At 36.3% G+C, this 14,172-nt stretch carries 14 protein-coding genes and 1 pseudogene; 3 read left to right on the top strand and 12 right to left on the bottom strand.

Going from position 1 to position 14,172, the window contains the following annotated elements; translation table 11 throughout:
* Window positions 1–57 precede the first annotated feature (57 nt).
* The 12 genes and pseudogenes from ACFX4X_RS10875 to ACFX4X_RS10820 form a co-directional block, all read right to left on the bottom strand.
* Window positions 58–495, bottom strand: a complete 438-nt coding sequence (locus tag ACFX4X_RS10875) for a hypothetical protein (RefSeq protein ID WP_377383380.1) — start codon at window positions 493–495, stop codon at window positions 58–60.
* Window positions 488–2,413 carry a site-specific integrase gene (locus tag ACFX4X_RS10870; RefSeq protein ID WP_377383379.1) on the bottom strand — a complete coding sequence of 642 codons (1,926 nt, stop codon included), beginning with the start codon at window positions 2,411–2,413 and terminating at the stop codon, window positions 488–490. Before ACFX4X_RS10870 ends, ACFX4X_RS10875 begins: the two co-directional genes overlap by 8 nt.
* 30 nt (window positions 2,414–2,443) lie before the next feature.
* Entirely contained in the window at window positions 2,444–2,896 is a 453-nt protein-coding gene (locus ACFX4X_RS10865; protein WP_377383377.1) for a hypothetical protein, read from the bottom strand.
* Window positions 2,865–4,985 carry a site-specific integrase gene (locus ACFX4X_RS10860; protein ID WP_377383376.1) on the bottom strand — a complete coding sequence of 707 codons (2,121 nt, stop codon included), beginning with the start codon at window positions 4,983–4,985 and terminating at the stop codon, window positions 2,865–2,867. The genes ACFX4X_RS10865 and ACFX4X_RS10860 overlap by 32 nt, the downstream gene beginning before the upstream one ends.
* A complete protein-coding gene (locus ACFX4X_RS10855) occupies window positions 4,982–6,493 on the bottom strand; it encodes a tyrosine-type recombinase/integrase (RefSeq protein ID WP_377383375.1) in 1,512 nt (503 codons plus the stop codon). The genes ACFX4X_RS10860 and ACFX4X_RS10855 overlap by 4 nt, the downstream gene beginning before the upstream one ends.
* 152 nt (window positions 6,494–6,645) lie before the next feature.
* Window positions 6,646–7,530, bottom strand: coding sequence for a cysteine hydrolase family protein (locus ACFX4X_RS10850; protein ID WP_377383373.1), 885 nt, complete (start codon window positions 7,528–7,530; stop codon window positions 6,646–6,648).
* A gap of 27 nt (window positions 7,531–7,557) precedes the next feature.
* Window positions 7,558–7,704, bottom strand: coding sequence for a hypothetical protein (locus tag ACFX4X_RS10845; RefSeq protein WP_377383371.1), 147 nt, complete (start codon window positions 7,702–7,704; stop codon window positions 7,558–7,560).
* Between the two features lie 210 nt (window positions 7,705–7,914).
* Window positions 7,915–8,433: a DNA-binding protein gene (locus ACFX4X_RS10840; protein WP_377383369.1), complete on the bottom strand. Its 519-nt coding sequence runs from the start codon at window positions 8,431–8,433 to the stop codon at window positions 7,915–7,917.
* Window positions 8,352–8,690 (bottom strand): hypothetical protein, encoded by a 339-nt coding sequence (locus tag ACFX4X_RS10835; protein WP_377383367.1) that lies wholly within the window; start codon window positions 8,688–8,690, stop codon window positions 8,352–8,354. The genes ACFX4X_RS10840 and ACFX4X_RS10835 overlap by 82 nt, the downstream gene beginning before the upstream one ends.
* Window positions 8,691–9,334: 644 nt before the next feature.
* A pseudogene (locus ACFX4X_RS10830) lies at window positions 9,335–9,471 on the bottom strand (IS6 family transposase); the annotation flags it as partial.
* A gap of 172 nt (window positions 9,472–9,643) precedes the next feature.
* Window positions 9,644–10,414: a copper resistance D family protein gene (locus ACFX4X_RS10825; RefSeq protein WP_377383365.1), complete on the bottom strand. Its 771-nt coding sequence runs from the start codon at window positions 10,412–10,414 to the stop codon at window positions 9,644–9,646.
* A gap of 313 nt (window positions 10,415–10,727) precedes the next feature.
* Window positions 10,728–11,297, bottom strand: coding sequence for a copper resistance CopC family protein (locus ACFX4X_RS10820; RefSeq protein ID WP_377383363.1), 570 nt, complete (start codon window positions 11,295–11,297; stop codon window positions 10,728–10,730).
* Window positions 11,298–11,787: 490 nt separating this feature from the next.
* Here ACFX4X_RS10820 and ACFX4X_RS10815 point away from each other — a divergent pair, with 490 nt between their 5' ends.
* The 3 genes from ACFX4X_RS10815 to ACFX4X_RS10805 are packed head-to-tail and all read left to right on the top strand — an operon-like array spanning window position 11,788 to window position 14,126.
* Window positions 11,788–12,039: a FeoA family protein gene (locus ACFX4X_RS10815; protein ID WP_377383361.1), complete on the top strand. Its 252-nt coding sequence runs from the start codon at window positions 11,788–11,790 to the stop codon at window positions 12,037–12,039.
* Window positions 12,032–12,757 (top strand): FeoB small GTPase domain-containing protein, encoded by a 726-nt coding sequence (locus ACFX4X_RS10810; RefSeq protein WP_377383359.1) that lies wholly within the window; start codon window positions 12,032–12,034, stop codon window positions 12,755–12,757. The genes ACFX4X_RS10815 and ACFX4X_RS10810 overlap by 8 nt, the downstream gene beginning before the upstream one ends.
* The gene (locus ACFX4X_RS10805) at window positions 12,726–14,126 is read left to right on the top strand and encodes a nucleoside recognition domain-containing protein (protein WP_377383357.1); all 1,401 of its coding nucleotides are present in this window, start codon (window positions 12,726–12,728) and stop codon (window positions 14,124–14,126) included. Before ACFX4X_RS10810 ends, ACFX4X_RS10805 begins: the two co-directional genes overlap by 32 nt.
* Window positions 14,127–14,172: the final 46 nt, after the last annotated feature.

Below are 14,172 nucleotides of genomic sequence, written 5' to 3'. Positions count from 1 at the left end.
TTACTTCAAAAGTACAAAATGGTATACAAAAATGACCGCCTTTCGACGGTCAATAAGCTATATTTTTTCAACTCTTTCATGTCTCTTCACTACTTGTTTCATCATTTTTTCAATAACTAATGCCTGTTCCGCACACTTCGTTTTGTAAGCCATTAACGTCTTTTTCATTTCAGAAACTTCTTCCATTAGTTGTTCTACAGTTAGATTTTTAATCTCTTCTACCGAAGAAAGGTTCTTTTTAACCCTTAAATCCTCATGAATTTCATCAATTTCTATAAGCAAAGTTTGATACCATGCCTCTAAGTATACCTTTCTGTTACCAGAATACAAGCTCCTAGGTGTCAATTGTAGAGTCGAGGCTATCCTTTGTAAAACTTCTTCCTTACTCAGTTTTTGAGTGAGGTATATCCCCTTCTGTGCTCTCCTAATAAACGTTCTTTTTGCACTGGCACTACCTCGAGTTAAATCCGCATGGGATATTTGTTTCTTAGCCATTAATAACACCGCTCTTCACAAACTCATCCATTTGCTTTGCTGTAGGACTCGGTAACTTCCTATAATGCTTTTTAATGTATTTTTCCGCAGTTTTATATACCTCTTCTTCAACAGCTTTAGCTTCTTTTTCTGAAAGATGCTTAAACTTTCGGAATAGCTCATTAAACGTCTCAGGGTTTAAGTCTTTTTTAATGTCGTCTATCCTTACCGGAAGCGTTCTTTTCTCTACTCTAACTTTGGTCTTCTTTAGTAAAGTTTCTTGGTGATGAACAAAGACAACCCATCTTACAAGCTCTGCTTTATGTTCCAGTAACATATCTTCATCAGGACTGTACTTCTTACACTTGTAACATTTTAATGTGTGGTGAAAACAAGTTACCCTCTCATGAGCGTTGCAATTGTGTGTTCTCATAGGAAATCCATTTGGGATTTCTCCATCCGGTTGAGATTGTTTTGTCGGAAGATCAACATCATTCATTTCCTGTAATAGTTTGTCTATAAAGGATTTAGCGTTTTCCTCATCTTCCACCACATCAATAACCATAGAAGCCTTGTTGAAAAAACTCTCTTCGCTGAGCACCTTTATGTCTTCTGTAACAGAAGCAATGGTATTTTTGTTCACATCCGTTTGTATTCCGTACAAACCTTGTTTTGATACATCTTGGAGTGCATCCAATACATCATTCCCTGCTGTGAGGGTGTAAGAATATTGAGATGCTAAGTCTTCATGCCCTAACCTATCAGCGATTTCCTCATTGGAAAGTCCTTTCAGTTTCAGGTAAGTCGCACCCATTCTCCTTAAATCATGAGATGTGAAGTACCTACCACTTGGCGGAGGGTTCCCTTTCCATATTCTTTTTTGTAACTGTATGAGATAATAACTTATATAGGTTGGAAGTAAAGGAGTGACATTAGACGCACCTGCAACCAATCTCTTTGCTTTTATATCGTCGCCGCCATTATATAATTCCGATTTGATTTCTATGGGTTCTGAAGGGGCTACACTCTGTAATTGCTTAACCCATTCGACAGCGTTTTTTGAAATTTTAATATCATGATGTTTATCTGTTTTTGTTTTATGAAAATGCAAGATGCTATCACCATACACGTTATGTTTTAGGCAATTTAGCATTAAATAAGCTATCTCATGCGCCCTTTTTGCGGTCTCTAACATCAATAAACACAATTTTCTTTCTCTGAAGTATTGCAACTCATTATCTTCATGATAAGGTGATTGGTCATCTTGCAAAGTTTCTATTAATTTAACTGCCTGCTTAAAATCAATGTGTTTTCCATATCGTTTATCGCGTGTCCCTAAGTTGGTACTTGGAATAATCCGTTTTTTATTAATATATAACTTGTTTTTGCTTGAGTATAAATCAAACCAAGTTTCTATGAGATAGACATGTTTAGAAAACTTCCTAATATCGTTATCCTCATCCATATCAACAAACGCATCCATTAAACCTCCTTGAAGTACATCTTTAATGGTGTGTACTTTGTTAGGATAAAGATAGTTCACGCACAAAATACGTAAAGCACGGGAATATTTTTTCCATGTGGAGGCTTGTATCTGCTTATGGTGGACGGTCTCCGAATTACCATCAATATCTGTGTTTATATGAAGCTGTCCTTTATCTACTCTATTTTTCAAGAAATCAAAAACATACTCCTTTATATGGAGTGTTAGCTCCGTTTTAAAGGCAGGAGACCCTTCCGACCAGAGCACTGACTCTAACTCGAAAACGTCCCTTCTAACCGAAAAACTCATTGGTTCCTGGGTTGATGACCTTTCTTCCTTGGAAAGTAGATAACTTAGTAACATAAAAGTGTTTTGTTGTCTTGCCTTACTGTTCGAGTTTTGAAACTTATCCGCGACCTTTTCTAATAAATCATCAGTTATTGGCTCGTGACCCATCCCTTTAATTACCCCGTATCCTGAAAACCATCATTTCAAAGCGAGAGTTTGTATTGATTTTTTGTCTTTAGCCATTCTTACTGTGTCATTTCCGTTCAGAGGATTCCATGTTTTATAATGATTGTTAAACAAGTCCGAAAGGATTATGAAATTAGGCATATCCTCTAAGGGTAATTGATAATGGGTCAAAACATTCATTGTGTATTCTAAAGGTAATCGACATCTTTGTATAAAAGCTAGAGCTAACAAATAGTTTTTCATTAAAATTTCATTAAAGCTCTTTCCTCTTCCGAGAAATTTCGTAACGTCAGTTTGAACACACTCATGAAACGGGACTTTAAACATCGTCCTCCTATTTTTTTGTCCGATTGGAGCAAGCCCACTCCACTCTTCGACTGATAAATGAACTTGTTCATACATTTTTATAGGAATTCCTTTTAATATGACATCATCACTCTTTTGAAGCGAGAGAGAAATACCCATTTGATAATGCCTCCTTAATATCTTTACCTAACAATTTCAATCTGACCATTTCCCATATCGTCTCTGGACTCAAACGCAAGTCAGTAAGCCTTTTTTGAATTAGGGCCTGTGTCATTATAGAAGATGCTGCGATAGGGTTATTGTCTGTATAATCCTTACTGTTCTGTACTAGATTTCTGTGTTCCCGAAAAAGAGTTGCTAGCAGTTCAATCGCTTCCTCTATTTCATCTCTTCTCAGAACAAAGAAGTTACAGCCCCAGCATCGATAGTAAGTTTCACAGTTATCTTCAGACATACACCAACCCATATCCCTTTTACGACCATATTGTTTTAGGAAAGTAGTTAAATTCATGTCTGACATGAAAACATCAAACAACTTACTATCTTCAATGGATTCATCATTCCACATTTCAATGATTTTCAGATAGAATTTCCCTGAAATCTCCTGCTTTTCATAACCATCAACTATGGAGTATAGAAGAGTGTTACGCGAGATTTTACTTCTAAGGTAACGCATAGACATTTTTTCGTCATGATGACCGAGTACAAACTGGGTCGCCTTTATATTTCTTGTTTTGGCTTGTACTACGGTAGCAATAAAATGTCTAAATCCGTGGGCGCCTATCTCAAACATATCACCATCATTTTTAATCATATAATCTTCAATCTCTTTTATCCGAGGGAGAATTCTATCTTTTAAAAAAAGCCTAATAGCAGTACTTGGTAGAAGACCATTGACCTTATCTTCATGGAAAAGGTGAACATACTTCTGCTTGTTTTTAGGATTAGTAATTGCTCCAAATCCTTTTTCATGGGATCGTTTCTGAAGGCGTTGTATCGCTTCAATTCCAATGCCATCAAACAGAGGGAACTGTGCATTAACATTGCCAGCTTTATCCCTGTATGTGGATGTTAACCCTAGAAAACTATCACTGTTTAACATGGGCTTAAGGCAATCTAACTCAAGGTTATGAACAAAATCAAATCGAACAGGACAAGACCCGACAATCAGCCAGAAGTCCCTACATAACGTTTCCCTTTCAGTTTTAGGATCATACGCATAACTTTCCTGAATTATTCTTTGAGCTAATCCTTCTATAGGAAAAGCACGACCATCGCTATTTTCTTGCTCTGCTTCTAAAGCACGATTTATTTTTGACGAAAGCCCTTCAGGGTAGTCTATAGCCTTTGGAAAATCAGGGTACTCATTTAACCCCCATTCAATAAACAATTTAGCATTAATAATATGTGCATAAGTATAAGATGTGCCAAACTTCAGATCTAACCAAGAATAGTAAGCCCAGAACTCTGTTCTTCGGAAGTTTGATAACTGTACAGTATCGCTTTGTTCTTTTAGAAATGATAGAAAATTTGATAAGGTACTAATTTTCTTATTTATAGTTGTTTTTAAGTATCCCCCGGCTATCAAGTATTTGTGATAATCTCGGATAGGAGTTTCAAGATGTGGGTGTTCATTGGCCAGTTTTTCAACCGGAAATATTTTTTTATTATTTTTATAAACAATTTGCTTCTTCGTTGTATAACCAAGAGCGAACCTTGCTTTTTGTATGATATTTCTTGAGGTAACGATCGAGTTTAATGACCAGTCTACACAGCTCTCTAGTACATCTTTTTCCGTAATATCCTTCAACTTCTTTCCAAAAGTAACGCACAACTTATAAAAACTACTAACAAAAGGCTCTTTCTCGGAGTCCCTTCTCAACTTTTTTAGTGCTTCAGCTTCCTCTTCAGTGACAAACTGGTAATGCTCGGCTAACTCCTTACATAATCCTCCCACAGCATTATAAAACTTACTAAAGTAATCTATAATTGCTTTTCTATATTCAGGATGTTGCATTATACCACTTTCCATTGCCCAAGATAAAATATATCTTGAGTCCTTTTTGTTGCCCCATCTGATAATATGTTCCTTTTCTTCTAAAGGAGTTTTCAGCCAAATCTCCCCTGTGGAATATTCAGCTTTCAATCTTCCCAATATACCTCTTAAAGATTTCTTTCTCGTCTCACCGTATTGGTTTACTATAGACAATTCTTCAATCTCAAGCCACTCTGTTTTCATCAAATTCATACCTTTCCACCATTTTTGAAAGTAGCAGCCATATCTCCTACTTTATCGTCTGTAGGCAAATTATCGCGTCCCGGCAGGTAATGAAGATAAATTGTTCTAGTTGTTTTTTCATCTCTATGACCTAACCACCTAGAAACATCGAAAATTGGTTTGCGTTTAATGCGGATTAAGCTAGTTGCAAAAAAATGTCGGAAGGAATGCGGGGAAAAGTTGAGGTAAAAATTTTCTTTTTCAGAACCGGAAATAACTCTTCGGTACTTAGAATAAATCGTACCACCGGTAATTGCCTCTCCCTTTGAATTATTTGAATTTGAGTAAAATAAGTAATCATGTTCTAGCCCTATCTCTTCCATTAACAACTGTCTTTCCTTGATATGCTCAAGTAATAAGTTTGTGAGATCCTGCTGCGAGAAGAAGTTAGGAATTAGTCGTGTTCTGACAGTTTTATTTTGTGATTGAAAATTGGCAACCTCTCTTTTCACTACACAACAAACCCATGCTTTTAGCCTGTTATCATACGATAAATCACCATGCATCTCGCTCTTTAACCATACCTGTGCCCTGTTAATATCCCAAAGGTAAAAGTCCTTAGGTACGTTTTCAGAAACAAAAAGAAGGTTTCGAGCCTCAGACCTTCTAAGTCCGAAGGACTTCAAGATGTAAAACAAAAGTCTTGTTTGGATATCGCCTGGAGGAATCAATGACATGAAATTGTTTACATCTTCTTCAGTCATCACTTCTTCCGATAACGGCTGGATGTGCCCTGCTGAAGCGTTTGGAATTCTAAAATTAGCTTCCCTCAGTATGGCGTGTACATCGGATGCTATTACATACGTTTTTCTCCCTGTTGGACCTGATGTGGTAGTTGTGAATGCTCTTTGCTTTACCGGAATAGACGTAAGGTCTATATCCTCGAATTCGTGGGTTTCTTTTTTTAAAAAGCCTAGATACTTACATGCCATTTCGACAAAGCCGCTTATAGTATTATGGGTAAAATCTTCAAATCTGTCTTGAACCATTATTCCTTCGAAATTTAAGCCAATAGAGGACACTTTACCGAAATGCTTTGCTCTTTCATGCATAGGCACATGTTTTAGTAATGACCATTCAATTGCCCGGTTAGGAGTGGCTCTTAAACTCTTTAATAAACGTAAGTAACTAACAAAGGATACAACAACTGTAAAGATATCGACTTCTAACAAATCAATATTCCAAAGCTCAATAAAGTCCAAAAATCTTCTCAGTTGATGCGCTTGTCTTGAAACAGTATTTATAGGTGTGTCATTGTACTTTTGTTTTAATAAAAAACAAGTACTAAAGTAATGCAGTTTATGAGAAGGAGTGTAAATTTGAATTATATTTTCCTTGCCATCAAAATTCACATAATGTAGACCATTTATCTTTGCAGAAGAATAAATCTGGGCGAAGGCTCTTAATCTTTCAGTTCTATCCAATGTATTATCAATATGTCTCAAGTGGTTGTAGTCAAATTTACTACTTTTAGCCATTTACATTTACATCTCTCAAATTATCAATATCACAAGCACCTGTGTGCAAAGCTAAGCTATCATCATGATAAATTTTTCTCATTATAATCAACCTCCGACGTTTAAAAATGTATGTATCTGACCGAAGAGGGAACTCCCTCTTCCATTATCAATTAAAATTTAAGTTCTTTAATTGTAGTTAGTTTAATTGGGTATTTTGAAGCTAATTTTTTATATTCATCATCTGTGGCTTCTTCAAAACCTGTGATGGAAGATGTACAATCTTCTAACACATAAATTAAGTAATCTTTGTGATTCATCATTTCAAACTCTTCTACAATCTGTTTGACTGTCTCAAGTACACAGTGAGACTTAGCCTCTCCACCAATAACTATCGTTTTATAATTCTGCAATTGATTTAAAAGATTTTTGTCTGTTAAATCCGTTTTTGAATACTCAGGTTTTATTATTCCATACATTTCAGAGATAGGATTTAACCCTTTTGTCACGTAATGTACATCCTTCTCTTTATACAAAGAATAAGCAAATAATAAGTTAGATAATTGCGTTTCAATCGCAGCACCAAATGTACCTTGTAGGCAATGGAAACTCCAAATTATCAAGGACTTATTTTTAGTTGCCTCTAGTCCACGAAGGTACTCTATACTTTCTTGCTTTTGGTAAATAGGTGCCCACTTACCTTCCAATACATCTTGATAAGTAATAACCGTAAAAGGCTCAGGATACTGTCCTTTATCATTTACCCACCAAGCAGGATGAAAAATTTGTTTAGGCTGATGAATATCTAAGCTCATAAAAATATCATCTATAGCATCCACATTTTCATAAATGAACTTAGCAAAGTTTCTAACGTCTTGATAAGAATTAGCAACAGCCAGATTTCCTTCTTCCAAGAAGTCATTTTGAAAATCAATACCAATTACAGCCACGTCTTTATTAATTGTTGGATTAGAATTTAAGTTTTTTAAATTGGGCTTTTTTGTAGTCGCTTTCCCGATTAAATTAATATCAATTAATTCTTCAAATAAAATATTCATTTTTTTCATTCTCCTCCTATAACAGCTTCATGTGTTCAAGTTCTCCCCGGTGTTTTCTTTTCTATGTAGACTCTCAATATCAATGGACTGGCTGTTCGCTATAATATTGACAGGATTCCAACGAACAGAAATGATTTGTCCAATCGCTTGTTCAACCTTTTTATGGATTTTCACTTAGTAGACTTCCAGTAAGTCTTGGGCAACCTTCCGAAGCTTAGTGCCAGATTGTGATCTATGATACTGGGGCAAGTTGGTACATTTGCGTTTTATCATTTGATTTGGGATTCAAATGCAATTTTTTTCTGTCTGCCTAACACTGTTGTAAATCGTTTAGTTTGGAAGAGGATTTTATATGAAATTTTAGATATCGAGAGGTAATTTTTTTCAATCCTCTTCCAACCAATTGTAGAAAGGAACATGATCTTGGGCAGGATTTTCTTTATTGTTCACTATTTGTGAATACTCATCTTGCGTAAGTTCATACAACTTTTTACTCTGACTCCTTGGTATCTTTATAGGAACTGTATCAGTACTCCAATTGTCTCTAATTGCTTTCTTTATAAAACCTTCAACGTTTCTTACCTTTAAACGTGATTGCTGCAATATCAGAAGTACTTCCATACATCTCTGAATACCCACTTGAGATAACAATGCAACCATGTCTTCTGTAGGTGATGTTAATGTCACTGCTTTATATGCAAGAGTTACTAGGTCTCTGTTCTGATTTATTTCTTGATGGATAACATTGGTGTATGGCACTGAAGGAGATTGGGATTTAACAGGAGATTGCACCGGATGTGCTCGTTTAAATTTATTGTAAGTTAAGTCATTTTCAGGGATATGCCATCCCTGTACATCGCTGTCCTTAAAAGCGTTAGGGAATTGTTCACCAGATCTGACCAACGTTTGATGGTTTCCTCGCTTTTGCCTAGTCTAGAAGCGACCTGTGATACTGTTAGTGTCTGGTTATTTGTTTTAGGTTGTTCATTAATCGATGGTTTTGATAATAGAAAGATATCCGTCGCTGGTATTTTCCATCCTTCTTTATCTGAATTGTATTGGGCATTTGGAAAAACATCGCCTTTACGTAACCACCTACGAATAGTTTCCTCACTCTTACTCAATAAAATGGCACCTTCTTTAACCGTATAGTGTTTCATAAAATACCCCCAAGAAGTAATTTGATTCATTTCCTCTCACTCCAATTAATTATCTATACCTACTGGAAACAGCGTCTAATATTATTGAATCATACATTTTGCTATCGTGCAATAAAAAGAATCAGAATATTCAACCTATTGATTTTTTTATATAAAAACAAGGTTTTCTTTTTTATTTTTTTTGCTGATTATAAAAAAACCTATATAAATCAATATAAGAAGGAATACTTTTATGTCCTTTATTAAAAAACACTTGTCCTCGTAACCTTTCTATAAATTGACCAGTATAAAAATTAGTTAATAATTTTGTTTTCTTAAAATAATATTAAAACACGATAAAAGTATTGATTCGAGTCCAATCCGAGATTCTAATAGTATCTTGACTATGGATCATCTTTCATGCAATATGGCAAGATACATGCTTTTTCCAATACCCATTGGCCCGATCGGCTAAGACAGTTCTTTATAACACTCTCTGCTGGTTACTTTCCCCGAAAATCCAGTTGTTCGTTTGGATGTGGTAAAAGGAGAGAGCTTTTTCAGCATATGCACCTCCACTTCATAGGTGATCTGTTTGACTGTTCGAAACTTTTTAATCCTAGTATAGAACGGACTCTCATATTTTAAAGTTAAGATCTTGCATCAGGAATATTTTTCACTTTTTTCAACTCATCATTGGCTATAGGGTAAACGAGATTCTTATCGACCGTCCTTATACGAGGCTTATAAGCATGAAAGACCGCAAAGCTTTCTTGAAGAAGTGGTTTGCAGCCATTTTGTTTTGTCTCTTGTTTTACTGAAATAAATTCATTCGTGTTTCCTTAAAAATCCACTGCACGATACAGATACATAAAGAAAAGAATCAATTTTGATCAATCTAATTTCAAAATGGATTCTTTTTGTTTACGCTAATATAGTTGTTCATGAGGCACTTTTGACAATGAGATAATTCTTTATTGAATACTGAACATAAGCTTCAAGTATATGGAAATAACAAGAAATAAGCTTAACAATAATGAAATAACGGGGGCTTTTTTGATAAAAGACAATAAAACAAGGATTAAGAAAACAGCCGATAAACCAACAGAGAATTGGTGAATGAAATTAAGCTCTAGTTGAACTGGCAATGATGGTGGTACTGTTCCACCATAGATATATTGAAACAGAGTCCCACTATCTTTCATCGTCGTTTCAATCTCTTTTGGTGGCTCTTGCTGCCCGAGAACGGCCGTAACTGTAAAAATAAAAAATAACAGAATACTCTCTGCCTTCGTCCATGGCTTAAGGTTAAAGGTTGACCCGTTATACAGGTGCTTTTTTATCCAAAAACCATTTATAAAAGTAAATATCAATATAGGAAGTACGATTACATGCTTAATTAATAAGGCCTGTCCATAGTTCAGCATCCATGAATTTGCATAATCCTTGGCATCCAAGATGATTGACATAATAAGAAATCCCGATAGGATCGTCAGACCAAGACAAAAGATGGCTGTTGGTGTGAACCATTTTAAGAACGCTAACCAATTCTCCTGATTTTTTGAAAACCAGCTGACAATTAACAGTGTTCCCACCCATACACTTACCGCTGTATAGTGAATCGAATGATAAATAAAACCTGTCCACTCATTTAGAGAAGCAGGGTGGCTGGCCCAACCAATTGTAAAAATAATAAAAACGAAAAATAAAATGGAAATAACCGAATACCTCTTATTTTTTAACACAGGAAAGAAGGACACGAACAGATAAAAGAAAACCGAAATAATGAAGGTGATGATCCACCCCTTCCCAACTTTAAAGCTTAAAATACATCTTGAACGCTTAAAGAAATACCCGTGTCATTAAATAGCATAAAGATTAAATAAAGTACTGGCATTAAAGAGTACAGTAGAATACCTACTTTGGAAAATTGGAGCCATCGTTTATGAATATGAATCGATGGCTTTTTGGTTGATGGAATCAATTGCATGATAAACGTTCCCATCAATAAAGAAAAACATAAATATAATAATGTTTCAGTTAGATATAACGCGTAAATCATTTTTTTCCTTTTCTCATCAACCAGACAGTCACGAAAATCGCCACAACAAGTAAAATTCCTATTAGTATCGGCATGAAGTTAGCATTCGATTGAGATTCTTCTTGCACATCACTTGCAGCTGGTGCTTGTTCTGATGCCTTTTCTGGTTTTTCGATTGTTTGAGGTTTATCTTCATCCGATTTTGTTGGTGACTCGGTACTCTCCTTATTTGCATTCGCTTTCGCCACAGTAAAACCATATTCCCCATCGATGATGTGTCCGTCTTCCCCGATGATATTCCATTTCACTGTATACTTTCCGTTTTCTAACGGCTCATTAGACGCACCCGTCAATTTATTTCCATCCACTTTAATGTTTGAAACCGGGATTTCCTTTTCACCATCTAAAAGTAAAGTGAAGGAACTGCCAGTCTCCAATCCCGTTTCAAATTCCATCGTGATATCCTGAATTTCCTCTTTTATCGTGTCTCCATTTGATGGAGAAGACTTCTCTAACCCGGTATGTGCTGAAACTGAAGTAGAGAAAGCGAACAGTAGAAAGAATAAAATATAGAATGACTTTTTCAAAATCAATGACCTCCTTATTTTCACCAGCATTTTCAACTAGTTGATTAAAACGGTTTATATTGTTGTTGTCGTGATCTATAAAAAATCTAGTTTTTCAAAATGAAAAACAGATTCTTTACTAGGTTTAAATCATTTATTCCCACTTGTACTAACCTTTTATTTATTTGCAATGATAGAATATCAAGTATTTTATTTCCATACAGTACCATTTGATTAAGAGTACTTTAGTCGGATAAGGCTAACATAATAACAGATGTTTATCATGAAAATGCGGATTTAGAACGTTAAGAATATCCCAATTCCCAGAAATAATTACACGTTAAAACCTCAATAAAGAATGAAAAGCCAATATATAAAAATATGCTTAAATGTCTTTAAATTTTAAAAAATTCTAATAAAATTTTTATTTTCTTTGACAATAGAAGAAAATATCCCATAATATATAATAAAAGTTGCGTATGGTAAAAAAAAATGAAGAGGTGAAATATTGATGGGGTTGTCTAAAAAGATGTCATTATATGATGGAAACAAGGGAGACTTTATCCGCATCAATCATTTAGGTATCGTTGGTGTCATGCGGCGAAGGCTACTTGATTTAGGATTTGTTCCTGGAGCCGTTGTCGAAGTGCTTCGTAAAAGTCCCTTGGGCGATCCTATCGCCTTCCGTGTAAGCCAAACTTGCATCGCTTTAAGGAAAGAGGAGAGTCAAAAGATTGAAGGAGAGCTGGTTCAATATGAGTGATACGTTTCGAATAGCCCTTGCAGGAAATCCCAATACAGGCAAAAGCACCTTATTTAACCTTCTTACAGGTTTGAGGCAGCATACCGGGAATTGGTCTGGAAAGACTGTCGATATGAAAGCCGGAACCTTTTCTTTCAAGGAAAAGCAATATGAAATTATTGATCTTCCCGGCACCTACTCCCTATATTCAAATTCGTTGGACGAGGAAATCGCCAGGAACTACATCGTGTTTGAAAAACCCGATGTCACTATTGTGATTCTCGATGCGACAGCAATGGAAAGGAATTTGAATTTGGCTTTGCAGGTTTTGGAAATGACCGAACGGACCATCATCTGTATAAATTTAATGGATGAGGCGGAGAAATTAGGTATCCGTGTAAATGAAATGGCTTTAATGAGACGATTAGGCGTTCCCGTCATTAAAATTTCTGCAAGAAACAAAGACGGGATACCCCTGTTGCTTGATACCATTGACCGTTTATTAATAGGGGATATTCAGTGCACCCCTTTCCACATGCCCTATGATGATGAAATTGAACAAAGGATAAAAACTCTTGAACCAATGGTACGAAAGATATTCGGCGATGACCTTCCTACAAGATGGCTTACCTTACGTCTCTTGGATGGGGATAAGGACTTGTTAAGGCAAGTGGAAAAGAGAAATGCCATAAAAGAGGGAGGTAAATATGGAGATAAAAACATCGAAGGAACAGCTTAATATGGATGAACTATTTCAACAGGCAGACAGCCTTTCCTCTCCACATATCCGAGATCGAATAGTCGAACAGCTCTACAAACAAAGTAATCAATTAATCAAAGCAGGAGTCACTTTCTCAAAAGCCAAACATAACGAGAGAACGGAAAAATTGGATGCTATTTTTACCTCTCCAATTTTCGGCTTTCCCATCATGTTGATTATGTTGGGCGCGGTATTCTACTTAACCATCGCCGGGGCTAACATTCCATCTTCAATGTTGGCCGACTTTTTCGGATGGGTTGAAGGTTATTTGACTGTCTTCTTTATTAATATCGGCGCACCTGATTGGCTGCATGGGGTTCTTGTGCTTGGGTTATATCGCGGAACGAGCTGGGTGATCAGTGTCATGCTTCCACCTATGGCTATTTTCTTCCCTGTCTTTGCCTTGCTTGAGAATTATGGATATCTTCCACGAGTCGCCTTCAATATGGACCGATTATTCAAAACTGTAGGCGCCCACGGGAAACAATCGCTCACCATGGCGATGGGATTTGGTTGCAATGCAGCAGCCGTCATGTCCTCCAGGATTATTGAATCTCCAAGGGAACGTATGTTAGCCATCTTAACCAATAATTTTGTCCCTTGTAATGGACGTTGGGGTACATTAATCATTCTATCTTCCCTCTTTATGGCCTCGGGTTTCACTGGGGGGGTGAAATCAATCGTGACAACTTCAGTGATCGTTGGAATTGTGATATTCGGCATCATGACCACATTCCTTGTATCGTGGATACTTTCTAAGACGGCTCTTAAGGGGGTTCCCACACATTACACTCTAGAGCTCCCACCTTATAGGAAACCTAAATTTTTCGATACAATTGTGAGGTCATCTTTAAACAAATCACTCTCCGTTCTCTATCGTGCCATAAAAGTGGCAGCCCCGGCTGGAATTCTAACCTGGGTTCTAGCAAATATACAGATTGGGGATACTAGCATTCTTTTATACATCGTTAACTTCCTGGACCCGCTGGGACAGTTAGTCGGACTGGATGGGTATATACTAATGGCTTTTCTAATTGGTCTGCCGGCAAACGAAATTGTATTGCCTATCCTGTTAATGGGGTATCTATCGACGGGATCGTTAATGGATGTCGATGGTATCGAAGATTTAAAGCAAATATTTCTCGACCATGGTTGGACGTGGATTACCGCATTGAACATGATGTTGTTTTCCCTGCTTCATTATCCTTGTGGTACAACACTGATTAATATATATAAGGAAACAAAGAGTGTTAAATGGACATTCTGGTCCTTCATGATACCTACTGGGATTGCCTTCCTGGTGACATTTGCGGTGGCTCAGCTAGCACTTCTATTGGGCTTAGGTTGAAAATAGGTAAAATGAAATAAGGCCATTTCAAAGGGAAATAAAAATA

It is taken from the genome of Peribacillus sp. YIM B13481, from assembly GCF_042787985.1.
GTDB lineage: Bacteria > Bacillota > Bacilli > Bacillales > DSM-1321 > Peribacillus > Peribacillus simplex_A.
Note: the sequence above shows the minus strand (reverse complement) of the source record. Positions and strands in the feature narration are given on the sequence as shown.